At 54.3% G+C, this 24,886-nt stretch carries 23 protein-coding genes and 1 tRNA gene; 10 read left to right on the top strand and 14 right to left on the bottom strand.

Annotated features, from left to right (window positions below; genetic code table 11):
• Positions 1-41: 41 nt before the first annotated feature.
• Positions 42-1,109 (bottom strand): peptide chain release factor 1, encoded by a 1,068-nt coding sequence (gene prfA / locus ACKI61_RS00265; RefSeq protein WP_073057722.1) that lies wholly within the window; start codon positions 1,107-1,109, stop codon positions 42-44.
• Positions 1,110-1,152: 43 nt separating this feature from the next.
• Between prfA and ACKI61_RS00260 the strand changes: the two genes are divergently transcribed.
• Entirely contained in the window at positions 1,153-2,544 is a 1,392-nt protein-coding gene (locus ACKI61_RS00260; RefSeq protein ID WP_407455825.1) for a hypothetical protein, read from the top strand.
• Here the strand turns inward: ACKI61_RS00260 and ACKI61_RS00255 are convergent.
• The gene (locus ACKI61_RS00255) at positions 2,541-3,233 is read right to left on the bottom strand and encodes an LrgB family protein (RefSeq protein WP_407455824.1); all 693 of its coding nucleotides are present in this window, start codon (positions 3,231-3,233) and stop codon (positions 2,541-2,543) included. The two genes, ACKI61_RS00260 and ACKI61_RS00255, sit on opposite strands and share 4 nt — an antisense overlap.
• On the bottom strand, positions 3,230-3,655 hold the full coding sequence (locus ACKI61_RS00250) for a CidA/LrgA family protein (RefSeq protein WP_407455823.1): 426 nt from the start codon (positions 3,653-3,655) through the stop codon (positions 3,230-3,232). Before ACKI61_RS00250 ends, ACKI61_RS00255 begins: the two co-directional genes overlap by 4 nt.
• Positions 3,656-3,697: 42 nt before the next feature.
• Between ACKI61_RS00250 and fmt the strand changes: the two genes are divergently transcribed.
• From fmt to ACKI61_RS00230, 4 genes are read left to right on the top strand one after another with little or no spacing between them, the layout of a single operon-like run.
• Positions 3,698-4,624 (top strand): methionyl-tRNA formyltransferase, encoded by a 927-nt coding sequence (gene fmt, locus ACKI61_RS00245; RefSeq protein WP_407455822.1) that lies wholly within the window; start codon positions 3,698-3,700, stop codon positions 4,622-4,624.
• Positions 4,618-5,910 (top strand): transcription antitermination factor NusB, encoded by a 1,293-nt coding sequence (locus ACKI61_RS00240; RefSeq protein WP_407455821.1) that lies wholly within the window; start codon positions 4,618-4,620, stop codon positions 5,908-5,910. Before fmt ends, ACKI61_RS00240 begins: the two co-directional genes overlap by 7 nt.
• 8 nt (positions 5,911-5,918) lie before the next feature.
• Complete coding sequence (locus ACKI61_RS00235) at positions 5,919-6,512, top strand: hypothetical protein (protein ID WP_407455820.1); 594 nt, start codon at positions 5,919-5,921, stop codon at positions 6,510-6,512.
• A complete protein-coding gene (locus ACKI61_RS00230; RefSeq protein ID WP_407455847.1) occupies positions 6,512-8,209 on the top strand; it encodes a hypothetical protein in 1,698 nt (565 codons plus the stop codon). The genes ACKI61_RS00235 and ACKI61_RS00230 overlap by 1 nt, the downstream gene beginning before the upstream one ends.
• Here ACKI61_RS00230 and ACKI61_RS00225 read toward each other — a convergent pair.
• Genes ACKI61_RS00225 through aroE form a run of 7 tightly spaced genes read right to left on the bottom strand, consistent with a single transcriptional unit; the run spans position 8,206 to position 16,078 of the window.
• Positions 8,206-9,279 carry an A/G-specific adenine glycosylase gene (locus tag ACKI61_RS00225; RefSeq protein ID WP_407455819.1) on the bottom strand — a complete coding sequence of 358 codons (1,074 nt, stop codon included), beginning with the start codon at positions 9,277-9,279 and terminating at the stop codon, positions 8,206-8,208. The genes ACKI61_RS00230 and ACKI61_RS00225 overlap by 4 nt on opposite strands.
• Positions 9,269-10,714, bottom strand: coding sequence for a glycosyltransferase (locus ACKI61_RS00220; RefSeq protein WP_407455818.1), 1,446 nt, complete (start codon positions 10,712-10,714; stop codon positions 9,269-9,271). Before ACKI61_RS00220 ends, ACKI61_RS00225 begins: the two co-directional genes overlap by 11 nt.
• Complete coding sequence (hisA, locus tag ACKI61_RS00215; protein WP_407455817.1) at positions 10,683-11,459, bottom strand: phosphoribosylformimino-5-aminoimidazole carboxamide ribotide isomerase; 777 nt, start codon at positions 11,457-11,459, stop codon at positions 10,683-10,685. The genes ACKI61_RS00220 and hisA overlap by 32 nt, the downstream gene beginning before the upstream one ends.
• Positions 11,459-12,511, bottom strand: a complete 1,053-nt coding sequence (locus tag ACKI61_RS00210) for a hypothetical protein (RefSeq protein WP_407455816.1) — start codon at positions 12,509-12,511, stop codon at positions 11,459-11,461. Before ACKI61_RS00210 ends, hisA begins: the two co-directional genes overlap by 1 nt.
• Positions 12,512-12,552: 41 nt before the next feature.
• A complete protein-coding gene (locus ACKI61_RS00205; protein WP_407455815.1) occupies positions 12,553-13,536 on the bottom strand; it encodes a GDP-mannose 4,6-dehydratase in 984 nt (327 codons plus the stop codon).
• A gap of 24 nt (positions 13,537-13,560) precedes the next feature.
• On the bottom strand, positions 13,561-15,171 hold the full coding sequence (aroB, locus tag ACKI61_RS00200) for a 3-dehydroquinate synthase (RefSeq protein ID WP_407455814.1): 1,611 nt from the start codon (positions 15,169-15,171) through the stop codon (positions 13,561-13,563).
• 1 nt (position 15,172) lies between these two features.
• The gene (gene aroE / locus ACKI61_RS00195; protein ID WP_407455813.1) at positions 15,173-16,078 is read right to left on the bottom strand and encodes a shikimate dehydrogenase; all 906 of its coding nucleotides are present in this window, start codon (positions 16,076-16,078) and stop codon (positions 15,173-15,175) included.
• A 148-nt stretch (positions 16,079-16,226) separates the two neighbouring features.
• On the opposite strand from aroE, the gene ACKI61_RS00190 reads away from it, so the two are divergent.
• Positions 16,227-18,005 (top strand): DNA repair helicase XPB, encoded by a 1,779-nt coding sequence (locus tag ACKI61_RS00190; protein WP_407455812.1) that lies wholly within the window; start codon positions 16,227-16,229, stop codon positions 18,003-18,005.
• 116 nt (positions 18,006-18,121) lie between these two features.
• Complete coding sequence (locus ACKI61_RS00185; protein WP_407455811.1) at positions 18,122-19,369, top strand: hypothetical protein; 1,248 nt, start codon at positions 18,122-18,124, stop codon at positions 19,367-19,369.
• Between the two features lie 39 nt (positions 19,370-19,408).
• Here ACKI61_RS00185 and ACKI61_RS00180 read toward each other — a convergent pair.
• Positions 19,409-19,481 (bottom strand) — tRNA-Thr (locus ACKI61_RS00180).
• 107 nt (positions 19,482-19,588) lie between these two features.
• Here ACKI61_RS00180 and ACKI61_RS00175 point away from each other — a divergent pair.
• Positions 19,589-20,272, top strand: coding sequence for a tetratricopeptide repeat protein (locus ACKI61_RS00175; protein WP_407455810.1), 684 nt, complete (start codon positions 19,589-19,591; stop codon positions 20,270-20,272).
• On the opposite strand, the gene ACKI61_RS00170 is transcribed toward ACKI61_RS00175, so the two are convergent.
• On the bottom strand, positions 20,269-21,279 hold the full coding sequence (locus ACKI61_RS00170) for a rhomboid family intramembrane serine protease (RefSeq protein WP_407455809.1): 1,011 nt from the start codon (positions 21,277-21,279) through the stop codon (positions 20,269-20,271). The genes ACKI61_RS00175 and ACKI61_RS00170 overlap by 4 nt on opposite strands.
• 208 nt (positions 21,280-21,487) lie before the next feature.
• On the opposite strand from ACKI61_RS00170, the gene ACKI61_RS00165 reads away from it, so the two are divergent.
• The gene (locus ACKI61_RS00165; RefSeq protein WP_407455808.1) at positions 21,488-21,907 is read left to right on the top strand and encodes a hypothetical protein; all 420 of its coding nucleotides are present in this window, start codon (positions 21,488-21,490) and stop codon (positions 21,905-21,907) included.
• Positions 21,862-22,014, top strand: a complete 153-nt coding sequence (locus ACKI61_RS00160) for a hypothetical protein (RefSeq protein WP_407455807.1) — start codon at positions 21,862-21,864, stop codon at positions 22,012-22,014. The genes ACKI61_RS00165 and ACKI61_RS00160 overlap by 46 nt, the downstream gene beginning before the upstream one ends.
• Before the next feature lie 186 nt (positions 22,015-22,200).
• On the opposite strand, the gene ACKI61_RS00155 is transcribed toward ACKI61_RS00160, so the two are convergent.
• Together ACKI61_RS00155 and ACKI61_RS00150 are read right to left on the bottom strand one after the other, a co-directional pair.
• On the bottom strand, positions 22,201-23,793 hold the full coding sequence (locus ACKI61_RS00155) for a PHP domain-containing protein (protein WP_407455806.1): 1,593 nt from the start codon (positions 23,791-23,793) through the stop codon (positions 22,201-22,203).
• Positions 23,793-24,869, bottom strand: coding sequence for a hypothetical protein (locus tag ACKI61_RS00150; RefSeq protein WP_407455805.1), 1,077 nt, complete (start codon positions 24,867-24,869; stop codon positions 23,793-23,795). Before ACKI61_RS00150 ends, ACKI61_RS00155 begins: the two co-directional genes overlap by 1 nt.
• Positions 24,870-24,886: the final 17 nt, after the last annotated feature.

Raw genomic sequence — 24,886 nt, 5'->3', positions numbered from 1 at the left:
TGCGTCATTGCGAGGCCCCGTATGGGGGCCGCGGCAATCCATTAAGCGTTGAACTTCCCGAGCTTTTCCTGGGCGTTGGCCATCTGAAGCCCGTTGATGATTTCATCCAGGTCGCCAGTGATGACTTTGTCCAAATTGTACAGCGTAAGGCCGATGCGGTGGTCGGTGACGCGGTTCTGCGGGAAGTTGTAGGTGCGAATTTTGGCGCTACGGTCACCGGTGCCCACCAAGGCCTTACGGCTAGCAGCTTCTTCCTGTTCCTTTTTGGCAATCACGGCGTCCAAAATCTTGGAACGCAGCATTTCCATGGCGTGCAAGCGGTTCTGCAACTGGCTACGTTCTGTCTGGCAGCTCACCACCACGCCTGTCGGAATGTGGGTGAGTCGCACGGCGGAGTCCGTCTTGTTGATGTACTGACCGCCGGCGCCCGAAGAACGATAGGTGTCCATGTGGATGTCGGCTTCGCGAATTTCCACGTCGACTTCTTCTGCTTCGGGGAGAATGGCGACGGTTGCGGCAGAGGTATGCACGCGGCCCTGGGTTTCGGTTTCGGGCACGCGCTGCACGCGGTGCACGCCGCTTTCGAACTTGAGCGTTCCGTATACGCTGTCGCCTTCAATGAATACGCGGATTTCCTTGTAGCCACCCACGGTGCCTTCGCTCGCATCCTGAATGGTCATCTTCCAGCCCATGCGGCTGCAATAACCCTGGTACATGCGGAACAGGTCGCCCGCAAAAAGCGCCGATTCGTCGCCGCCGGTACCGCCGCGGATTTCGAGCGTCGCATTGCGGTAGTCCCACGGGTCCTTCGGCACCATCAGAATCTGGAGCTCGTCGGTAATGCCCGGCAGCTTCTTTTCGATGTCGGAAAGTTCCGACTTCGCCATCGCGACCATTTCAGGGTCGGAATCGCCAAGTGCGGCCTTCCATTCTTCCTGGTCGTTAAGCATCTGCAGGTATTCCTTGGCCTTGAGTACAGCCTTTTCGATACCCTTGTACTGCTTGTGAATCTTGTTGTAACGAGCCTGGTCAGAAAGAACATCCGGATTCCCGAGTTCCGATTCCAGTTCCTCGTACTTTTCAATCAGTTTTTTTGCCTTGTCTTTCATCGCGCTCAAATTTAGAAAAAAAAGACTTTTTTATCTTTTGGATATGCGGTTCTTTTCTGAAAAATACCACCACTCCATTCGCTATGTCCGCAAGGAAAAGCCTGTGGATTTGTCCTGGGAATCGCAGAAAACCGGTGACCGTCGCTACAAGGGGTGCAACCGGATCGACCTGCACCAGGGAGAAGTTCCCCCGTTTGGGTATGTTTCTGGCGATGGGCTTGCCCCGGTGGGTGTCTATGTCGTGGTGCGAGGCCGTTCCATTCCCGATGGAGTGTATGCCTACGACCCTGATGGCTACAGCTCGGCTCCCGATGTGGTGGGGCAGCTGGTGCGTATCGGTGGTAAGGAAGAGACGAAAAAGATTGTGTCGGCATTCCCTGACAGGGAAGTCGTCGAAGAATCTCCTTTGCTCTATATTTTTACGGGACAGATGGAAAGCTCCGTCTGGCGCTTCCGCGAAGCGGCCTATGCGCAGGTCTTGCAAGATGTCGGCGCCTGTGCGACAAGCGTCCTTTTGCATCAAAAATCCAAGGGGGCGAAGGTCTTTGCCTTGGGTGGCTTTGTCGATGACGAACTTGCCGTAGCACTTAATTTATCTGCAACCGAGCTTCCGCTCGCTGCCCTCGCGGTGTTTCCGGAATACAGCGAAACGGCCTTCAATTCTGTCGACGAAGGCGTTGGGGAGACCGCCTACTCCAACCGTAGCGAAATGGAGTGCGTTGCTGAAAATTCGGTTCTCTACGATGCGTCATCGCGTTATCCGTCGCAGTTCATGCTGCAGAACAGGGCCGAAAGCATCGTTGACCTTTCAAAGTGTATCCGCATTCGTAGGCTCTCGGCACAGGCACTCCCCGGCGATGAGTTCCCGCTGACGCCCGCCCGGTTCGACACCCCGCAGTACCTGAAGATGGCTTCTGACTTTGTGTCGGATTTTAGGGATTACCGGCCTTTCAAGAAGGTGGGCCTCGATCTCGACGACTTTTCGGGAATGCTCCGCTGGTTGGAAGTCGGGCAGATTAACTTGTTCGGGGCGGGGCTTCTGAAAATTTGGGTGGTCGCCTTCGACGTGATGTTCGTGTTCCCCGGCGTTTACCGCTATGTGCCGGTGCGGAAGTCCATCTACATGCAGTCGGGCGAGGTCAACATCAAGAAGTTCGCAAAGTGCCATGCCGTACCCGAAGAAGCCGAAAATGCGGGCTTTGCTGTGATTCTTACGGCCGACCTGAACGAGTCCTGCAACTTGCTCGGTGAACGCGCCTACCGCTACATGAACCTGAACGCGGGATATGTCTTGCAGTCCATGCACCTATCTTCTGAAATGCTCCAGCGGAAGGCCCGCGGCGAGCGCTTCTTCTATCACGACGAACTCAGGGCCCTCTGCGGCATCCCCGAAGGCGAAAGCATTGTCGCCGAGATTTTGGTGGGGAAGGTTTAGCGGATAAGATTCAAAATAATCGGTGCTGCGATTGCGGTGAAAAGTCCCGCGACTCCGATGGAAAGGCTGCTCATGGCGCCCTGAACTTCGCCCATCTCCATGGCTCGGGTGGTGCCGAGGGCGTGGCTTGCCGTGCCGATGGCGATTCCTTGGGCCACCTTGTGCTTGATGCGGCAGAACCTGCATACGGCGGGGGCCGCGACCGCTCCCGTGATTCCCGTGATGGTAATCGCGATGATGGTTACGGCCGGAATGCCGCCAATCTGCTCCGATACGACAGAACCCATCGGAATAGTGATGGACTTGGGTAAAAGCGATAGCATGAGTATCTCGCTAAGGCCAATCAGCTTGCTTACCGCGATGACGCAAGCGAGCGAAGTGAGGCTCCCTGCAAAAATGCCCGCGAGTATGGGTTTCCAGAATTTTGCGAGTTTAGAAATTTGTCTGTAGAGCGGTACGGCGAGAACGACGGTCGCGGGCGAGAGCATCACCGAGATGTAGTCTCCGCCCACGTTGTAGCTTTCGAGGCTGATGCCCGTGACTAGCAAAAAGCCGACAATCAGTACGTTCGCAATTAGGAGCGGGTTCAGGAAGGAATACTTGAACTTCTTGCTGATGGCGACGCCGATTTCAAAGGCGACGAGTGTGAGCAGAATTCCAAACAGGGGAGAGTTGATGATGGCGTTCATTTTTCGCCCCCGTCTGTTTCGTTATGGACTGCTCGTTTGGCAAGGCGCTCTGCACGCAAGGCGAGATTTTCGCGGTATTCTTGCTTACGGATAAAAAGCTGCGTGACCCGGCCGCCAGCTGCAATGGTCACGAGCGTGAAGGCGATGCAGAGAAACAGCAGGAGCGGCCACTTGGAAAGGACATCGTCGCCGACGGCCATGATGGCGATGCTTGGCGGCAAGAAGAAGAGTGCCAGGTGGTTCAGGAAAAAGCTCGAGACGCCCGAGATTTGCTCTGGCTTGATGACTTTTGTACAAAGTAAAATGAGCAACAGGACCATGCCGATAATGTTCCCCGGCAGGGGCACGCCCACGATGCGGTGGAGGAACTCCCCGGCGACGCAGATGGCGAAAATGACGGCAAGTTGGAGCGGGATTCTCATAGCGGGCGTAAATTTAGAAAAGTAAATTCTATATTTCGTAACATGAAAGTCGTATTTATGGGAACGCCGGAATTTGCGGCCTGTTTTTTGAAGCATCTCAAGGAATCTGATTTTGTGGACGTGGTGGCGGTTGTCACGCAGCCTGACCGCCCGGCAGGGCGCGGGCGTGTGCTTACGCCCCCGCCAGTCAAGCAACTGGCGCTCGAATACGGGCTCCCCGTGCTGCAGCCGACCGACCTGAAGTCGCCCGAATTCGAGAGCGCCCTGCGCGCCTTCGATGCAGACCTTTTCGTGGTTGTGGCCTACTCGATTTTGCCGAAGAACATTCTCGGTGTCGCGAAGTTCGGTGCCGTGAACGTTCACGGAAGCCTGCTTCCGAAGTACCGCGGTGCCGCCCCGGTGCAGCGCGCGATTGCCGATGGCCTCCCCGAAACGGGCGTCACGGTTTTCCGCCTGGACGAGAAGATGGACCACGGCCCGATTCTTGCCCAGCGCACGGTGGCGATTGACCATCAAGATACGACGGCCTCGCTTTTGGAAAAAATGGTCGCTCCCGGTTGCGACGCGCTGGACGATGCGATTCACCAGCTCATGGAAGGCCGCGAGAAGGACTTGACGCAAGATCATGCACAGGCAAGCGGTGCACCGAAGCTCAAAAAGGAAGAAGGCCTGATTGACTTCGACTTGCCCGCAAAGGTAATTCACGACAGGATTCGCGCGTTCAACCCGTGGCCCGGCGGTTACGGAAAGCTGGGCGGCCGCATGGTTTATCTGCGCAAGACGGATACTCCGGAGGCGGGCCCGAAGCTTGCCCCAGGTGCGGTAGAATTCAAGGACAACCGTTTTTACGTGGGGACGGGCGAGGGCGTGCTTGAAGTGATTGAAATTCAGGCCGAAGGCAAGAAGACGATGCCTGTGGCCGACTTTATGCGCGGAATCCAGAAGCGCGAAGGACTTTGTTTTTGCTAGACGAATCGCTGAAAGAGAGAATGGATGCGTTCCGCGTTCTTGTGCTCTGGCAGAAGGACGGAAGCTTTATCAAGGAAAGCGGACTTTTTCCATTCGCGATGGAACTTGCCCTAGGCGTGTGCCGCAGGCACCTGTACCTGCAATTCTTCGTGAAGTCGCTCGTGAAGAAAATGCCTTCGCTCGAAGTCTGCACGGTACTGGAACTGGGACTTTTCCAGATGTTCTTTACCGAAGTGCCGGACCACGCCGCCGTTTCGACGAGCGTGGAACTTGCGAAGGCGGCGAACCTTCAAGAAGGTTCCGCGCGGCTGGTGAATGCCGTGCTGCATGCCGCGCGCAGGTCCGGCCTGCCGCAGCTCCCTCCGCAGCGGGTGCGCCGGGTCTCCATCGAAAATTCGGTGCCCGAATGGCTGGTTCGCCGCTGGTTCGATGTCTACGGCGCTGACCGTGCCGAATCGCTTGCGAAGGCGACGCTTGAACGCCCCGTGGAATGGATCCGCGTGAACCTGCAGAAAGCATCTGCCCCCGTCGTTTCGCAGAAGCTCGGGCTCACGGGTGCCTCGATTCTCTACGACCGCTACATTCAGGTTCCCGATGATGCGAAACTCAAGCCGATTCTCGAATCGGAATCTTTCACGAATGGCGAGTTCAGCCTGCAAAACCCTGCCGCCTACGAGGTCGTGAAGCTTCTGGACCTGAAGCCTGGCCTTAAGGTGTGGGATGCCTGTGCTGCTCCCGGCGGTAAGGCGGCGCTCATGGCGGAGATGGATTCTTCGCTCCAAATTTTGGCGAGTGACGTTTCCGAAACCCGCGTGCTCAAGATGCATGACGTGGTGGATCGCTTGGGGTTAACGAACGTGCGCGTTGAATGCCGCGATGCGCTGGGGGGCGTTGCGGGTTCTCCCGCTAGAAGGGGTAGCGAGCAACGGAATCGTGCGAGCGAGGGGGAGACTTCCCCCTTCGACAGGATTTTGCTCGATGTGCCGTGCAGCAACATGGGTGTTATGGCACGCAGGCCCGAATCGAAGTACCGCATGACGCAAGATTCCGTGAAGGAACTAGCCGAACTGCAGTACAGCATATTGGAATCGGCGTCGGCAAGCCTTGCGGAAGGAGGCGTTCTCGTGTATGCCACATGCAGCCCCGATCCCGAAGAAACGACCAAGGTGGTCATGCGATTCTTGAAGGCGCATCCGGAATTTGAAAAGGCGGGTGAAGCCGTTTACCCAGCAAATGTGGATTCCCGTTTTGACAGTTTCTTTGCCCAAGCTCTGCGGAAAAAGTAGGACATGAGATGAACAAATTATTTTTCATAATCTTGGGATTCCTTGTTGCAATATCGCTCGCTCAGGCTGATTCCACCAAGGTCGAGGACTGGGCGTTTTCGCATGCTGCCGTTTCGATTGAAGGTGGCGAAGTCTACCCGTTCGGTGACCTGATCGATGCTGTCTACAATACCTATTATGGCGGTTTTGGTTTTCGATATTCCTATTGGGAAAATGTCGATGGCGTGGTGATGTTCCATTACTCCTACTTTGAGCCGCGTCCCAAGGAAGTGGTTTACGACGGTGTTCACCAGTTCATGGGCAAGGTCGGTCTGGATTGGCGATTCAAGGTGATTGAACCGGTCGTTCTCGGTGGCGGTTTTGCCTGCAACTGGACCCGCGCCGATTACGAAGAAAAGGAAAAGCCCGGTTTCAATGAGCCTGGGGGAACCCTGACCGACAACGAGACCGAATTCGGCTGGTACGCGCGCCTGAGGGTCGATTTTATAAAGCTTGAAAAGTATCGCGTCGGCCTGAATGTCATGTGGGAAGAAATCTGGACCCTGCCAAAACGCTCCGATATGCTGTACGCGGGCTTCTATATCGAAAGGAGTCTGTGGTGATGAAGATGCGTTCCTTGTTGTGGCTTGTGTTGGGAGCCGTGGCGATGTCCTTTGCCCAGGTCCCTGCCGAAATGGAAGGGATGGAATACGAAACCCGCGCCGATGGCACTTTCTTGATTGGCGGACCGACATTTGTGTTTGACCGCGTTCTGGGTGCGGGTGGGTTACATTCCGAGAGCGAGTTGTGGACTCCTGCGAAGTTGCGCGACCGCCTTCTGTTTAACCGCTGGTCGGGAGTTCCTTCGTGGACGCCCTTCGAGCCGTCGGTCTGGATGAAGACGGGCAATGAACTCGGCGACCTGATTTACCAGGACTTTATCACGCCGGAAAATAGACCTTCCAACAGGACTCCCGTTTTAGAAGCGGGATTCCGCACGCCGAGCTTCAAGGGCTTCTGGGCGACGGCGCGGATGTTCCAGGATGACCATTTCTGCAGCGGTGCCTACGGGATTCGTTCCAAGATGGTCGATGACGAATTTTCACACTTCGGCGCGAACTGGCCCTTCTTCAGTTCGGCTTATGGTGGCCTTGGCTATACGAATTCTCTTGTCAACGCATCTGTCCTAGTGGGTGATGAATACATCTGGTTCTATACGGAAACATCTCGCTGGATTCCGGCGCATTACAAACCGCGCGTAGAGGCTCGAACCGACATTGGCAACTTGTCTGTAACGGTGGCGTACGAAGATGTCGAATATCAGAACCGTCTTCAGAACGAGACGGGTGCCCGCAAGGAGGTGAACGGCTCGGTCTACTACAAGTGCGGCAAGTCGTGCAGGCAAGGAATCTTCCAGGTGGCGGCCGGTATGGCGTTCCGTGCGGTCGACGATTCGGGTTATGTGTATACGGAACTGGAAGAAGATCGTGTGGCGTGGCCGTTCATGGAACTGCGCGTGCAGCCACATCGCCGCCTGACCGCCGATGTGACTTTTGGAATCAACGAACGGGACTGGCTCGTGCAGGATAGCGTCGAGTACCATGTACCCGCTCCCAAGGACATGGGTGTGACGGTGGGTGTCAAGAATATCTCCGGTTCGCGCCTGAACCCGCTCGCGGATTCGTATGAAATCGTCGGTACTCGCATGGTGGATTTGACTGCCGACGGCCAGATGAATCTAATCCAGAGCTATGTCGCATTTGAAGATACCTTGGGACGTTTTGCGCTGGGCGGCCGCGGAAGTTTCTGGGCAGAACACGGTGCCGAGACTTTTGACGTCGAAGAGTATGAGGTCGACAAGGAATTCGGGCTGAAGACCCGCTATGGCAATGTGGACCGCATCGACGAATGGATCAAGGGCGTGACCGGTGAATTCTGGCTCCATGCCTGGTACCACGAAATGTTCCACTTTACGGCGATGGCCGGTTTTGAACATATCGAAGGCAACGTAGACAATGCCGAGGTCACTCCGGCGGAGTTCTACACGGGCTTTACGGGGGACTGGCTCTTGAACAGGACTTTCAAGGTGTCACATTCGCTGCGCTACCGTAGCGACGCGAAGTGGAACCTGCGTTCTACAAATCCGCTGGTGGTCAAGGGCGACTGGGTTTGGGACGCGTCGTTCTCGCAGATGTTCCCCAAGTATGGAATCACCTTGACGGGGACGCTCATGCATGTGCTTGCCGACGAAGTGGAGGAAACGGTGAACGGCGGCATTGACCGTCTGCGTTTCATCTGTACGGCGAAGAAAACCTTCTAGGGCTTTAGAAGGGCGAGCGCCTTCAAGCAGAAGCTGTTCGCGAAAAATTCTGTGGCATCGCTACGTTCAATCCACTGGATTTCATGCGCCGTTTTTGCAAGTTTGTTGCGAACGGGAGCCTTGCTGCTGAGTTTAATATGCAAAACGTCGCATTCGATTTTATGTATGGTGATGTTGTGCTTGAAAATGCCGATGTTTTCGACTACTGCAACATGGTCTGTGTTGATGTAGCTCTCGGCTTGCGCAGGTAGGCCCGCAGTTGCGCTTCGCGGCGATTCGAAATGCGGCAACGTGAACTGGTTCTTGAAAAATTTTTGTCCGCCGTGAATCGCCAGGATCTTGTGGTCGCTGCTTTCGATGATGAGAACTGTTCCGTGCCAATCTTTTTGAATATGTTTTTTGCTGGGCGGAAATTCGGCGGTACGGTTTTCGAGATGCGCTCGGCAGGTGTCCCGTAGAGGGCAGCTTGTGCATTCCGGATTTTTCACCTTGCAAACGGTGCGGCCAAGTTCCATCAAGGCTTCGTTGTGCATGTAGGCCTTGGGGGAGTCGGCGACTTCACGTGCGTAATCCCAGTAGGTATCTGCGGCTTCTTTAGAATCGACGGGAAGAATGCCTATGGCGTAGAGTCGCGAAAAAATGCGTACCAGGTTGCCGTCGAGAATCGCTTCTTGCTGGTGGAAGGCGAGGCTTAAAATCGCCCCTGCCGTGTATGCCCCGATTCCAGGCAACGCCTCGAGTTCTTTGCGGGCCTGCGGAAATTTCTGTGTGGCGCCTTCGGCGACAATCTTCGCCGTCTTTAGGATGTTTCTTGCGCGGCTGTAATAGCCTAAACCTTGCCAGTATTTAAAGACTTCTTCTTCTGTGGTGGCGGCGAGTGTCTCTATGTCGGGAAAACGCTTCATCCAGCGTGTAAAGTAGTCGCGGACGGTAGACACCTGCGTCTGCTGCAGCATGGTCTCGCTAATCCACACCGCATACGGATCGCGGGGGGCGTCTAAATCGCTCAAGCGCCACGGTAACTCAGCCGCATTCTTCCGAAACCAATTGCGGAGCTTTTTACAGTCCATACGCTTCGCGCTTCAGTTTCCTGAAGTATTCGAATTGTGCCTTGGTGGAAGATTCCATGGTGTATTTGAGGCTGCGTTCGTGGGCCGTCTCGCGCATCTTGGCGTAGGCTTCGGGCTGCTCCAGGTAGAGTTTGCGGGCATCTTCCAAGGCGTTTAGCCAGGCGTCTTCGTCAATCGGCAAAATGCGTCCGGCCGCTTCGTCCATCACGATGTCGTGCGGTCCGCCGTAGTCGCTCACGATTGCGGGCGTGCCTGTAGACATGGCTTCGACGACTACGTTTCCGAATGTGTCGGTAACGCTCGGGAACAAGAAGAAGTCGGAATCGGCGTAAAGGCTTGCGAGTGTTTCTCCGCCTTGTTCGCCTGCAAAGTGCACGCTGTTGTCGCCTTCAAAGAATTTCTTGATTTCTTCAAGGTACCAGCCGTAGCCTACGTACATGAGTTCTACGTCACCGTGCTTGGCAGAGAATTTTTTCCAGACTCCGTTCAAGAATTCCAGATTCTTTTCTTTAGAAATGCGCCCGATAAACGAGAATCGCACTTTGCGGTTTTCGCTCTGGACGGTTTCGGTTGCGCCGTTGTACTTTTCCCAGACGCCCTTGCCGCGCAATTCCGGCGAAAATTTCTCCAAGGGGAGCCCGCGCGGGAGTATCTGCACCTTGTTTTCGGGCACCTTCAACTGCGACGTGAGAATGTCGGCGTAGTCCTTGCACGGGCTTATCACGGGCTTCGTCATGCCGTAGAAAATCTTCATGAGCCAAAGCACGAAGTGGAACATCCATTTGGCTTTCACGAGCGTGCGGGTGTAAGTCGGAACGTCGGTGCGGTAATGGCTGAAGACCTTGATGCCTGCAACCTTTGCGCAAAAGCAGACGAGCCAGGCTCCCGGACTCGGCGTTTCAAATTCAATCAAGTCGATGGGGTAGCGCTTGAGCAGGCGAAGTACCGGTCCCACGCGCGGAATGGCCAGTTCGCTGTTCGCATACCCGAGCTGCTCCATGCTGAATAGGCGCGGGAGTAAAATACAGTAGCCGTTTTCGACGACACCGCAGGGGCGCGTGTTGAAAGCGTTCCCGGCGAGGAACGCGTGCATGCCGTGGGCGCGCATGTAGGGAATCACGTTTCTTAAGTTGTTTGCAATTCCGTTTGTCTCGTCCAGGTTGTCCGAATAGAAAAGGATGCGTACATCGTCGGCGGGGTGCTGCTTGCGTTCCTTTTTCAGGTAAGAGCGGAGCTTTAAGAGCTTGGGGATGTTTAGAATGAGTGAGCCGAAAACGATGGGCGGAATCATGCCCGTGCGCAGGTTTCCGGGGGGCTGGTGCTTGAAACCGAACATCTTCTTGAAGGTGCTCGTAACGGTGCGTCCAAAGATTGCCGGACGCGTATCTAAAACGTCGGTGGCCTTAAGCTTTGTTGAATTTGACGCAGTCGGCATATTTCACTCCTTTGCCACCGAACAGGTCCAAGGCCGATCCGATGGTGAGATCAATCGTTCCGTTAGAAATTTGTTTGCAGTGCTTTAAGTCTTCAAGCGACTTGGCGCCGCCGGCGTAGGTGCAAGGAATGGGACTGTGCTCGGCGAGGAACATAATCAGTTCGTCGTCCATGCCCTGCTGCTTTCCTTCGACATCGGCGGCGTGAATCAGGAATTCATCGCAGTAGCGCGAAAGGTCTTCGAGCGTTTCCTTGTTGACTTCGATGTCAATTAAAGTTTGCCAGCGATTAATCGCAATTTTCCAGCGGGGGGCTTCTTCGGGGGCGCTTACGCGCTTGCAGCTCAAATCAAGAACCAGGTGTTCCTTGCCGACCGTTTTAGAGAGCAATTCCAAACGTTCGCGGTCCAACTTGCCTTCGGGGAAAATCCAGCTCGTTACGATTACATGAGATGCGCCTGCATCCAGATATTCCTTTGCATTCTCGGCGGTAATGCCGCCGCCGACTTGCAGTCCGCCGGGGTAGGCGGCGAGTGCGGCTTTGGCGGCTTCGGTATTGCCCTTGCCGAGCATAATCACATGGCCGCCCGTAATGCCGTCTTTCTTATAGAGTTCTGCGAACCAGGCGGGGGAGCGGTCCGTTTCAAAATTCGTCTTGAGACCCGTGCCGCTGTCGTTGAGCGAGCTGCCTACAATCTGTTTTACACGTCCGTCGTGCAGGTCAATGCATGGGCGAAACTTAGTCATTAGTCTTTAACTCCGGTAATGCACCAGTCAATCTTTTTCCCGTGGCTTCCGTCGCTTCTACCCCTGTAGAATAGAACTTCGCCGCCGGCTGCAATCTTGAACGCTTTCTTGGCGATCCATCCGTCTACTTTGTCCAAAAGGCTTGCCTTCTGGAGCGTCTTGGCGACGTTGAACTTGAGTGCTGGAACGATTGCATCTTGCCATTCGAAGGTCAAGTCGCTCTTGGCGAATTTCTTGCCGTTGTAATTGTCGCTGCCTTCCTTGATTGCTTTGGGGCTTGCGACCTTGATTCCGGATTCGTCTTTGTAGAGTGCGTATCCGAAGGGCTCGCCATTTTCGGTGAGCGAAACGCGTCCGGCAAATAGCGGGGAGCGTGCGCTTGTGCTAAAGTTGATGGAGCGTACGGCCATGTCGGTCGCCTGCACGGTTTGCCAGGTCTGATCCATATAGGCATATCCCTTCACGGCAATGGTGTCTTCATTGTAGGCGATTTTGCCCACTACGCGGCCGTAAGGAATGTGCACGTACTGCCCGAAACTTTCCTTGCCGATTTTCCAAACGCCGTTGCCGGGAACTTTCCCGACTTCGGCCGATTCGAAGGTCACGTCGAGCAGGAATTTGCCGCCCTTGTCGGCGGTAAAGTATACACGATGATCTTTGCCCGGCTTGTGCTCCATCTTGTATTCGCCCTTGATGTCGATCGTCGCAGACGCCTTGTCTGCCTTAAGGCGTTCGGGGGGATACTGGCGGCCCACGGTGTAGGTCTTGCTCTTGAAGTTCCAGAAGCTCATGTCGCAGGCGACCTTCTTGCCCGAGGCCGGGATGTAGAGCGTGGAGTAGTTGATGAAGGCTCGGGTGCCGTTGTCGAATACGAACTGATAGCTCCAAGTCTCGTTGAATTCTTTTGCGTTGTTCTGGTGCGGCATGAAGTCGTCGACCGACACGCTGCGAGCAGAACCCTGCGGCGCCACGACATCGCCCGCAACAGCAAACGATGCGCCGAATAAAAACGCAAAAATCCAAACGAGAGCTGTTAAGTTTTTTTTCTTCATTCGCTGCATTAAATCACCTCCAACTTCCTACTGTCTACTTCCTACAATCTCAAATCCTGCCCCATACCAAGCTTGAGTTCGGTGCGGCGACGGAGCACCATCTCGTTGAACAGGTCCGTGAGGCAGTCGTCGATGCCTATCATCGGCTTCCAGCCCAGGTTCATCGCCTTGGAGGGGTCGCCGAGCAAAAGCGGAATGTCATTGCTGCGTTCATAGCCGGGGTCGAAGCGGAAGTCGACGCTCACGCCGGCAATGTCGACGAGCATTTCGGTGAGTTCGCGGAATGTGTAGGACTTTCCGCAGCAGAGGTTGTAGACTTCGCCCGGTTCCGACTGGTTCAACAGCTGAATCATGCCACGGGCCACGTCGCGAACGTCGATCACGTCGCGGCTGATGTCTAAGCTTCCGGAATAGATGGCAGGCTCTGCTCCGTAATACTTGATTTTTACCAGCTGGTAGGTGATGGAGGGAATTACAAATCGGCGGCTATGGTGTGGCCCCGTAAAGTGGAATGGTCGCACAAAAACGACATGGAGACCGTAGGCGTTTTTGAACTGGTTGCCCAAAAGTTCCATACAGGCTTTCGATGTCGCGTAGGGGGTGAGCGGATTGGGGTTGTCCGTTTCCTTGTGCAGGTAGGTCAGCTGGTGTTCCATTCGTCCGTATATTTCGCTGGAACTTAAGAGCATAATCTTTGCCTTGGGGCAATTTTGCCGAACCGCTTCGAGCAGGTTCTGCGTGCCGAGCAGGTTGATGGTCAAAGTTTCGTAGGGTTTCTTGTAGCTGAGTCCCACCGAAGACTGGCTGGCCAGATGGTAGATGTGGGTCGGCTGCACGTACTGGATCATGTCCAGCACGTCCTTGTTGTTCAGCAGGTCGCCGTTCAGGTACTGGACTCCGTCCACCTTTTGCCAAGGCTGCGGCTGCTCGTCGCTAAAGCTGAACAGTTCATGGGTTGTTCCTACAAGGCTCGACAAAATGTGGTAGCCCAGTCCTCCAGTTCCACCCGTTACAAGAATACTCATTACATCACTCCTTTATGCTTCCTGCTATCTGATAGCATCCCAAGATTTGTCTACAATGGCTTTGTCTATGTTTACGACTTTTTCGACAGCACCGATCTTTGTCGGCAAGATGTACACGCGCGTTCCCTTTTCGGCCTTCTTGTCGACAGCCATGGCATTCCATGCTCCTTCCACGTCGATGTTGTAAGTCTTCGGGAATCCGAGGTCGTCCAGGAGCTTGTTCTGGCGAGCTTCCTCTTCGGCGGAAATCTTGTTCAAGAGAACTGCCGCGCGGGCGGCCACGCGCATGCCAAGCGAGACGGCGATTCCGTGCGTGAACATGTCGTAGTGCGTCAGCTTTTCGATGGCGTGCCCGAAGGTGTGCCCGTAATTCAAGATGGCGCGAAGCCCCGCTTCCTTTTCGTCGATGCCGACGACTTCCGCCTTGATGGCGCAGCTGCGGTAAATCAGATGCTTGAGCACATCCAGGTCGTGCGCCTTGATCTTTTCGACGTTCTCTTCCATATAGCGGAAGAATTCCTCGTCATAGATCACGCCGTACTTCACAATTTCGGCGAGGCCTGCCAGGTATTCCGTTTCAGGGAGCGTTTCAAGCACGGCCATGTCGCAGACGACGGCGCGCGGCTGGTAGAACGCCCCGATCATGTTCTTGCCTTCGGGGTGGTTCACGGCTACCTTTCCGCCTACGGAGCTGTCAACCATGCTAAGGAGCGTTGTCGGGAACTGGATGAACGGAATGCCACGCTGGTAGGTGGCTGCCCCGAAGCCAGCCATGTCACCGACGACTCCGCCGCTGAACTGCAACAGGCAGCTCTTGCGGGTGTAGCCGCGGTGGAGCATAAAACTGAACAGCTGGTTCAGGTTGTGAAGAGTCTTGTTCTTTTCGCCGGCCTGGAACTTGAACACGGGGCAGCGGCCGGCTTGGCCTTTCAGCTCGTTCAACATCTTGCTCTGAACCTTCGCAATGTTCGTGTCGGTGCAGACCAAAAATTCGTGGCTCGGCGCAAGCTTCAGGCATTCTAGCAGCACGCCCGCTTCGGGAATGATGTTCTTGCCAATGAAGATGGGGTAGCGTCCGCCGCTGCTCGGGCAAACGTCCAGGGCGTGGCTATTCCAGAAATTCAAAATGTAAAGGATGCGTTCGATGACATGGTCTTCGGTGAACTCGTCGGAACTTTCTACGCTGAAGTCGGCGTGGGCATAATTCTTTTCGCGTTCCTTGAGCATCACCTTGATTTTTTCAAGGCGCTCTTCGTCGCTAAGGTTTGCAAGCAGCGGACGCGTGTTCTTGCGACCGATGCGTTCCGAGAGCACTTCGGGCTTTGCCCACAGGCGGATGATGATTCCGTTCTCGCGGATGACCTTCAGGTTCTCGGCTTGCGTGAGTGCGCCACCGCCCAACGAAATGATGTGCGGCGTTTCGTTCCTTGCATATTCGGCGACGACTTCGCGTTCCATTTCGCGGAACTTGGCTTCGCCGTCCTGTTCAAAAATTTCGCTGATGGTCTTGCCTGCGCGTTCGACGATGACGGCGTCGGTATCCACGTAGGGGCGGTTCAGCCGTTCTGCCAGGGCGCGTCCGGTGCGGGATTTTCCGCTTGCCATGAATCCGGTAAAAAAGATGTGCTTGTTCATATTAGCCCTGCATTCCTTTGCGCATAATCTGTGCGAGTTCGTCGTTCGTCTTGTTTTTCGTTTCTTCGGGGAACCACTTTCTGAAGCTTTCGATGCCCTGGTGCACCAGCATGCCTTCACCATTCACGGTCTTGCAGCCTTTGGCCTGCGCCATCTGTAAAAGCTTTGTCTTTGGCGGGGTGTACACGATGTCGCAGACCGCCTGGCCTTCAACAATCGCTTCGTCGGGTAACGGCGACTGGTCGTCGTTTGGGCTCATGCCCACCGAAGTCGCGTTCAGAACAACTTCGATGTCCTTTGAAATCGCCGTGAATTCGTCGAAGGTGGCAACCTTTACCTGAGGTGCCTTGCCTGCAAAAGCCTTGTTGAGCCCGTCGGCGAGGACTTGCCCTTTTTCGCGGGTGCGGCATACGATGGTGAGCTTGCAGAGCTTTTCGACGAGCGTGTAGGCGATCGCCTTGGCTGCTCCTCCGTTGCCGAGGAGCGCGACGGATTTTTTACTGACGTCGACGCCGTGTTCTTCCAGGTTGTGGATACAGCCGTAGGGGTCTGTGGTGGTGCCGCAAAGGGTGCCGCCTACGATGCCGTCTTTCCAGTAGAGCGTGTTCACGCTGCCGGTAAATTTCGAAATGTCCGAAAGTTCGTCGATAAGTCGTGCAGAACCGTCTGTCTCGAAAAATTCGGTCTTGTAGGGGATGGTTACATTTGCCCCGCGGAACTTCAACGCCTTGAATCCTTCGACAGCCTTGGCGAAGTTCTCGGGTTCCGGAGCGTAGGGTAGATATGCCGCATTGATGCCCAGCGCATCAAAAAGCGCATTGTGCATCAGGGGCGACTTGCTGTGTCCAACAGGATGACCGAAGATGCAAAGCGTCTCCGTCTTTCCGTTCAATTTTAACTGGCTCAAAAAAACCTCTTCTCTTACATTATAAAGATATAAAAATACACGAAAATGAAAAATGGATAATTGAAAAACATCCGACAGCAGTGTGTATGGCTTTCTTTCCATTGCGAGGTCTGGAATCTGTACGACTTTTTTACTAAATTTGGCGCCTATGAATCCGAATGGCGCCATTATTGTTCAGAGTAATATGGAAATCATGGTGGAGGTCGACGCCCCCACCTACGAAGCTGCCCGCGACGCAATCGCTCCCTTTACCGAGCTGGTCAAGAGCCCCGAGCACCTGCACACCTACAAGATATCGCACCTGAGCCTCTGGAATGCTGCTTCCACTGGGCTACGCGCCAAGGAAGTCATCGAGCGTCTCGAGAGCCAGAGCCGCTTTCCCATCCCGGATACTGTAATTACCGAAATTGAAGACTACATGGCCCGCTACGGCATGCTCCGCCTCAAGAAGGATGGAGACCGCTTGATAGTCGAATCTGACGACCCGTACATGTTCGCCGAAATCTGCAGGCTCAAGGAAGTCGAACCGTTCGTACAGAACTTCATCGACGACCTGCATGCCGAGGTGGATCCGGAACGCCGCGGCCACCTGAAGATGGCACTCACCAATGCTGGGTTCCCGGTCGAAGACCTGGCGGGCTACACCATCGGTGACCCCCTGCCCATCCACCTGCGCGAGACGACGCTCTCGGGCAAGAAGTTCGAACTCCGCGATTATCAGAAAGAAGCCGCCCAGGTGTTCTACGCGAGCGGTTCCGAGAAGGGCGGTTCGGGCGTGATCGTGCTGCCTTGCGGTTCGGGTAAGACGGTGATCGGACTTGCCACGATGGCTTTGGTACAAACTAAGACTTTGATTTTGACGCCGAACATTTCGGCTTCCCGACAGTGGATTCGTGAAATCTGCGACAAGACGGACTTGACGATTGACCAGGTGAAGGAATACTCCGGCGAAGTCAAGGAAATTGGCCCCGTGACAGTGGCGACATATCAGATTTTGACGCAGCGCAAGCGCGCGAAGAAAGCTGAAAACGAAAAGCCCGAGACCGAACTCGATGACTTTACAGAGGAAGAAGTCAAAAAGGAACTGGCGAATTTCCCACTGTTCAGCGAGCAGAAGTGGGGGCTTATGATTTACGACGAAGTCCATTTGCTGCCCGCTCCGGTGTTCCGCCTGAGTACCGAGATGCAGGCGACTCGCCGCCTGGGCCTTACCGCCACGCTTGTCCGTGAAGACCATAAGGAAACGGAAGTCTTCAGTTTGATTGGCCCGAAAAAGTACGACATCCCGTGGCGTATTCTGGAGGCGCAGGGCTGGATCGCAACCGCCGACTGTAATGAAATTCGCATTCCGATGGAAGCGGAACTCAAGATGAAGTATGCGCTTGCCCCGGTGCGCGAAAAGATTACGCTTGCATCTACGAACCCCGAGAAAACCGACGTCGTGGAGCGCCTGCTCAAGTATTTTGACAAGCCGGACGACCGCGTGCTCATTATCGGCCAGTACATCGACCAGCTCGAAGCTCTATCGAAGGACCTGCAGATTCCGCTGATTACAGGCAAGACGCCCAACAAGGACCGCGAAAAGCTTTACGCCGCCTTCCGCAGCGGCGATCTCAAGAACCTGATGGTTTCCAAGGTGGGTAACTTCGCTATCGACTTGCCGGACGCCAATGTGCTCATCCAGATTTCGGGCACCTTCGGTAGCCGTCAGGAAGAAGCCCAGCGACTTGGCCGCGTGCTCAGGCCCAAGAGCGACGGCGGTGCGGCCCACTTCTACAGCATTGTCACGCAGGATTCCAAGGAACAGGAATTCGCGATGAACCGTCAGCTGTTCCTCACCGAACAGGGATACGCCTACAAGATCATTAAAAGAGGAGATTGGGACATTCTCGCTCGAACTCCAGAGGAATTAGCTGCTAGAAAATAAATGAAAAAAATCCCACTCAACGAGCGGGATTTTTCATATCTAGTATAAAAGTAATTCCGCATTATTATAATTTTAGTTACCTTTGTGAAAGTAACTAACCTGTGGGGAATTGTAAAATGAAAAGTCTATCTATTCGTGGCTTTGCTGCAGTGAGTCTTGTAGCAACGTCTATGTTTTTTGGATGCTCTGACGATTCTTCTCCTGTTGTGACGGATGATGAGACTGGTGCCTTGTCGTCTTCGGATGATTCTGTGGTTGAATCTAGCAGTTCTTCTAAGAAAGTTTCAAGCAGTTCTGCTGAGGAAAAGTCGTCTAGTTCTTCGAAGAAAACGAAAAAATCGTCTAGTAGCACAGTAGAGGATGATGAAACAGAATCTAGTAGTTCTCTTGAAAAATCCAGTAGCAGTGAATTGGTAATTGTTGTTCCTGATCAGAGCGGCTTTACTATCACGGCCTCGGAGCTTGACTCTAGAGTGGCTGGCGATGAAGTTCGCTTCAAGGGAAAATTCATGTTGAATCTTCTCGGCGATTCTACCGTCGTGGATTCTTCCCTCAATATCTATTTCACCAGTATTAGCTATATGGTTGGTGTGGGCACTGACATCAACAGCATGGCTAGAGCTAATGTGAATGTCAACTCTAACATCGTCATTTTACCAACTCAGAATACCATCGATCTGAACGCCATGAGTTCCGCTCACGTGTCCATTGACCTGCTGGATCCGGGCTTCACGGAATGCGGCATGTACAGCCTTATTGTTACCGTGACGGCTACCAATGGCAAAAAAGATATCATGAGAACTGAAATCATATCGTTCGAACGCGATTCGAGCGAATATTGCAGTGATGGGCATTCCTCTTCTTCCGTCGCTCAGACTACAGAAATTCCGATGGTATCTTGCCAGGTTGAACTTTCCACGAACGTGAATCCGGGGGTTGACCTAGCTTACTGCGTCGCAGTGCCTGTCGCAGGTGCTGCAACGGCAGACATAATCTTCGAAAAGGCTGGTGATGTGACGAATCCGGAACTTTCTGCAAAAAGTGGCTCGGGTCTTCTGTTTTCCCCAATTACCAATGGAGACCTTCCGCCGTACACCGACGATTACGAAGTGGATATCTGGCCGGAAGACATGAATGCGGATCGTTCTCCGGCAACGGCATACGTGAGCGACTTCAAGTTCAAGACTATTGATGCCGAACGACTGACGAACATGATTCAGAACTTCAACCAAATTTACGTCGCCAAGGCCCCAACCTACAATGCTGATACTGGTGAAGGCTTCTACGCCTTCGCAATTACCGATGCAACCGAAGGTAACCGTGGCGATTACACCTTTATGGTCAAGATATACAAAGTACCCTAAAAATCAAAAAATCCCGCTCAATGAGCGGGATTTTTTTCGAGCCACCCAGCAGATTTGAACTGCCGACCTGCTGATTACGAATCAGCTGCTCTACCAGCTGAGCTAGAGTGGCATGGTAGGCGCAAAATTAGCAAAAGGGCCCTGTTTTGTCAAGGTCTGCTGACAACACAATAAATTTTTTCTAAGATTGTGTCACAAAATTTAACATGGACCAAAAATATGGCTAACGAATCGAATACCAATAATTCTGAAATTAAGGAATTTTTTGTTGCACACGGCTCCAAGGTTGTTGCTGCTCTCGTGGTGGTGATGGTGATTGTGGTGGGTGTGGTGCAGTATCTCGACTACCGCAAGGCGTCTGCTGCTGAACAGGCCGAACTCCTCGGACCGGGCATGACTTACCTTTATGCCGACCAGAAGGATTCTGCCCTGGTGGAATTCGAATCCAAGATTAATTCCGGCAAGCTCGAAGGCGTGGCTCTTGCCAAGGCCGCCCTCTATGTGGGCAACATCAAGTACCAGTCCGGCGATTTTGACGGTGCAGCCGTGTTCTTCCAGAAGAGTCTCGACAACGCCGAATCCGTGGCTCTGGTCCGTTCGGCCGCCATGCACGGTCTCGCCTCTGTGAAGATTGAAAAGGCGGACTATTCCGCTGCTGCCGGTCTCCTGGAAAAGTACATCTCTGAATTTGCAAGGCGCACGGGCGACAAGGAAGACCGCTACCAGAAAGACGAACCGGTGGACGAAGTCCCGATGGTGGCAGATGCCATGTGGAAGCTCACTCTCGTTTACGAACAGCTCGGTGCTGCCGACAAGGCGAAGAAGACTGCCGAACGCATCCTCGAAGTCTACGGCGATAACCAGGCCTACGCTGACAAGGCAAAGAAGTTCCTGAATATCTAATTGAAAGCCATTTTCCATGCGGCCAGGTATAGGCCGTAATAGAATAGAAGCCCGATTCCGTCGGCAGCTGCAAGCGGCGTTCCCCAGCGGAGCGCCTTTTTGCTTGGGATGAACCCGGTGAATAGACCCGCGACAAATCCGTAGGCGTGGCCGAGTATATCGGCGTTCTCGCCGAGTCCAAGGAACACGGCGAGCGAGGCCGCGCCGCAGAGAGGCGCAAACCTGCGAAGCAGACCGTGCGTTTCCTTAGGCATGAGCCTGAATTCGATTACCGAAAGGCAGCCGATGGCAGCGAATACAAACGACGAAAAACCGAGCGACCTAAAGTCGCTTTGCACTGTCAAGGAAACGCACAGGTTCGCGATTGCGGCCGCAATCGCGATGAACGGCGCAAGTCTTAGCAGGGGAATACGGAAGGTAATCATGTTCATCACGATATACCCGCACAACAGGTTCGATGCCAGGTGGCGCGTGTCGCCGTGCAGGGTTTGTGCCGTGAGTGCCCTGAACCATTCGCCCTTGAGCACTTTGCTTGCGTCCGAAATGCCTGCGGAATGTAGATTTACTTTGTCTGTAAAATCAATGAGCGTGAAAACGGTTGGGGCAAGCAGCACCCATAGCGGCTGTAGGCTAAAACTCAATGGAATCGGCGGATTCTCTTCTTTGGGTGGGTTTTCCTTGCGAAAGAGTGCAAGCTGAAGCCTTGCGCGGGCTTCGTGTTCAGGGAGAATGAAAATCTGGAAGGGGCCGTTTGTGTCGCGGAGCAGGCGGTGCGAAATCCCCTGCGAAAGTAGCACCAGGCTGTCGTCGCGGATCTGGCGGAAGGTCCCTTCGGAGACGCAGACCGTTTCGGGGTAGAGTTCTTCTTCGCGGGTCTCGCTGTCTGAGCCGTTTGCGGGCGCTTGCACTTGTTTAGGAGAAACGGCCTCATCGGTGGAGGTGTCGTCCGCAGCTTTGGGGGGAATCCGCATGTAGCGGGGTCGCAGGGGCGACATGAAGCGTGGCATGTGGTTCTCCTCATTTTTTTTCTACAAAATACAAAAAGGCGGTGTCGAAACGCCCGCTTGATGCCCCATAAGTCGTCTTTTTTCTTTGTAAAAAAAACTTTGACGAATTATGTTAAATTTTTGATGAATGTCGCATGAATTTATATGCGTTACGGTGGAATACCGTCTATGAATAAAAAAATTGTAAGGACTCTGCTCTTTTTTGTCAATGCTAGCCGTTCCTGTCTTGGCTGACGATGAAATCGCTCTAGCCCAGCCAGAAGCTCAATCTGAATCGGTGGCGCAGGAATCGGTTTCTGAACAAGCTTCGGTTGCACCGGAAGTTGCACCTGCCACTGCACCTGAAACCGTGGCGAAGCCTACTGAACCGGCATCTACCGAAGTGTCCATGTCGCAGTCCGCGTCGATCTTTGTGCAGGACCCGGCGATATTCCACCAGCGCCAGACCGAACTTGAAAAATTGAAGAAGTCGGTTGGCAGCAAGAACGAGGGCCTGGACTCCTTGCTTGCCGAAGCGAGCCACTTTGCTAAGATGAACGACCAGTGCGCAACGATTAGCATCAACGATGTGATGGGTGACGTGTGCTGGACCTTCTACCGCGTAGAGCTGCCTGCGTTCGCTACATGAGGGTTACCGGCGAGGTACGACTGGGCCACATGGAAACTGCCCGCGGTCTCGAAGACCGTAAGCTTCAGATTGATGCCTGTGTTGACGCCCTTTACGCTGCAGTATGAACCCAACCACCGCAAGCACGCCTTTGAAATTGCCCAGAAATAAGGTAGGCTTGGGTGAGATGGGCGACTTCTTTGTGGGGGCTGGCCTTGGCGATGGGCTCCAGCGAGTCGATATCGCTCCTGTAGGCCAGGCCGAAGTGGGTTACGATCGCTTTGGCGTCCGTGAAATAGCCAATCTACGAATTTCTATAAAGCCGCCGCCGAGGTCATTGCGAAATGGCCGGCGGCGGTTTCGCATTCGGCGCGCAGGTAGGCGAAGTCGTCGATGTGGACACTGATGTCGCTACTCATGGGGGCTGCCACGAGGCTTTCCATGCAGACGCTTTCTTCGGCGGCGAGCTTTCCGCTGCGGCTCCTGTGGCGACCATAAATGCGAATGTAGCGAAACGCTCCGCCAAAGTCTTCGGTGTTTCGCGCGTGGAACGTGACGACCTTGTCTCCGCGTTCCCACCAGAGGGCGGGACCGTCGGTGATGTAGCAGTTGTCGCCCGCGAATGCTTCGTTCAAGGCTTCTTGGGTGAGTGCGGATTCGCGTAGTCGCACCACGGTGCGGACCTTTCCGAAAACGTGGTCTCGGCTATGCCTCAGTGAAATGAGCGGAAGCCCGACAGATGTTGTGTCGTTTAAGTCGCCGTGGGCGTCGTTTCCGCCAATAGGCAGCAGGTAGTTGCCCTTGCCGAGCTCTTCGATCCACCACAGGCGTCCGAGCTTGAAACCCTCGTCGCGGATTCCATTCCAGAACTGGATGCCTCGAATCTTGTGTTCCGCATCTAGGTTCAGGTCCTTGTGGCTCCAGTAGCCGCGCCTAAAGATGAATTTCTCCAGGTAGCCCATGGGCTGCATCGGGTGCGCCGCAAAGCAATGCGCCGATGTCATCTGCAAGAGCTTCGGAATCTTAAGCGTCGGCTTGTTGTCGAGCCAGTTGCGTCCGCAGTCGCCGAGTCCAGGCAGGTAGCCGTCGGGACCGAGTGCCGTCATGTGGACATTTTCACCCTTGGAGTTGCCGGCAGAGACTTCTTCGCCGGCGATTAAAAGCGGAAGGCTTTCGTCGCCTTCTTTTCGCGCCTGATTCAGTTCGCGGATTTCTTCGCGCAGCATGTCGAAGCGGGTGAGTGGAGTGTCTGCTTCCTTGGTGTAGTCTTCGGTCAGGTAGGCAAAGTCGTAGGCGTGGTCAGTACAGCTCACGAAGTCGAGCCCGACGGCCTTGGCGGCCTGCTGCAAAACTGTCGGCGAGGCGCCGTGTTCGACATGGTCGGCGGAATAATGCGTGTGGCAGTGCATCTCGCCTGCGACAAATCCCGGTGCCTTTGGTGGCTCCTTGGCGAGAACTTGAATCTTGATGGGCTTTGACTTTAGACCATGGTAGTTCCAGCGGCTAAAAACCTTGGTGTCCCCAAAGGCGTTCTTCTCGCTGTCGATTCGCTGCGCGGTAATGTTGCAAAAAATCTCGTATTTGCCTGCGGGGAGTGCTCCCAGCTTCACAGGGAAAAAGCAGAACTGTTCCATGGCGCAAATCTGCAGGTCGAAGGTCTTTGTCGCATCAAGGGGGGCGTTGTCTAGGCCAGCGCCTTTTATCTGTACATCCAGCTTCTGGATTTGCGTCGGGAACCGGTGTGCATCGCGCACCACAATCCATAGCGTGGGCTCCACACCGGGGACAAACTGGAACGGGAAGTCCACTAGGATTTCCGGCCACGGCCTAAACAGGAGCGACCAGGGGAGCTTGAACTTGAAATGGGTCTCGGCGTAGTGAAGCCTTTCTCCGGGAATAAGACTCATTATTCCTCCGTGGCTTTGCCCGCCTCTTTCTTGTCGCCTGTTGCCGCAGCGGCACCTTCATTTGCGGCTGGAGTTGCTTCTGCTTCTTCTGCTGCCGGAACCGTATCCGTTTCGTTTGCTGCTGTTTCGGCTGCATTTTCAGTGGCTTCGCTTGGGCTCTCAGATGTACTGTCGCTTGTTTCGTCAGTTTCCGTAGCAGGATTTTCTTCAACTACGGTCTTGGTGGCCGTGGAGTCCTCAGTAGCCGCTCTCGGAACTAAATCAGATTCTGGGACATCGTCGTCATCGTCCTTGTCTTCGACGGGCTCCGGCTCGTTCCAGAGCCCAAAGCCCACGCGCACTTGCATCGTGAGTCCGCCGATATTCCAGCGGGCCTTCTTCTCGGGACCGTCGGGAACAATGTGGGCGTAGGTCCTGTTCGAACTCACCTTGATGCTGCTGAAACCGATGTCGCCGTAGATGTTGAAACTCCGCCAGCTGGCAATCAGGTAGCCAACACTTACACCGAAGCCTGCACCCCATGCGGGAATTTTTGCTTCGAGTCCACCCCAGGTCGTGTAGATTTCAGTTCCTGGCAATACCCAGTACCAGCGCACGGCGACGCTGAACAGGCTCTCTCCCGAAAGCGTCATCAGGTTTCTCGGAATGCCGAGTCTGTATTCTAGGAACAGGGGCATGCCCTGAATGGTGTAGCTGTAGTTGTGGGTGCGGTTCTTGCGGTCGGTGAGCACCACGGATTCGTTGTCATAGATGAACGAGATTCCCGCACTAATGAAGTTGTCCGGAAAAATCTGGTACTGGATTCCCGCCGAAATCGGAAAGCAGAAGTTCACCTTCTGAAAGTCCTGCTTTGCGACACTCAGCGATTCGCTTTCGGTCAGGGCGTCCTGCCTAAAGCTGTAGTAGAGCGTGTCGATGGCATTCTGGAAGTATTCGCGTTCGGGAAAGTCCAAGAAAGAAACTGCAGGCTGTAAAAAGATCGATAGCCTAGAACGGTCGCGGTTGGAAGTCTCTTCGGCGGCCATGGCAGATGCGGCAAAAATCACCACAAGGAGAATGTGCAAAAGAACTTTCACCTGTTTGCGACTTCCTC

This window comes from Fibrobacter sp. (genome assembly GCF_045601785.1).
Lineage (GTDB): Bacteria > Fibrobacterota > Fibrobacteria > Fibrobacterales > Fibrobacteraceae > Fibrobacter.
This window is presented reverse-complemented; position numbering and strand designations above follow the sequence as displayed.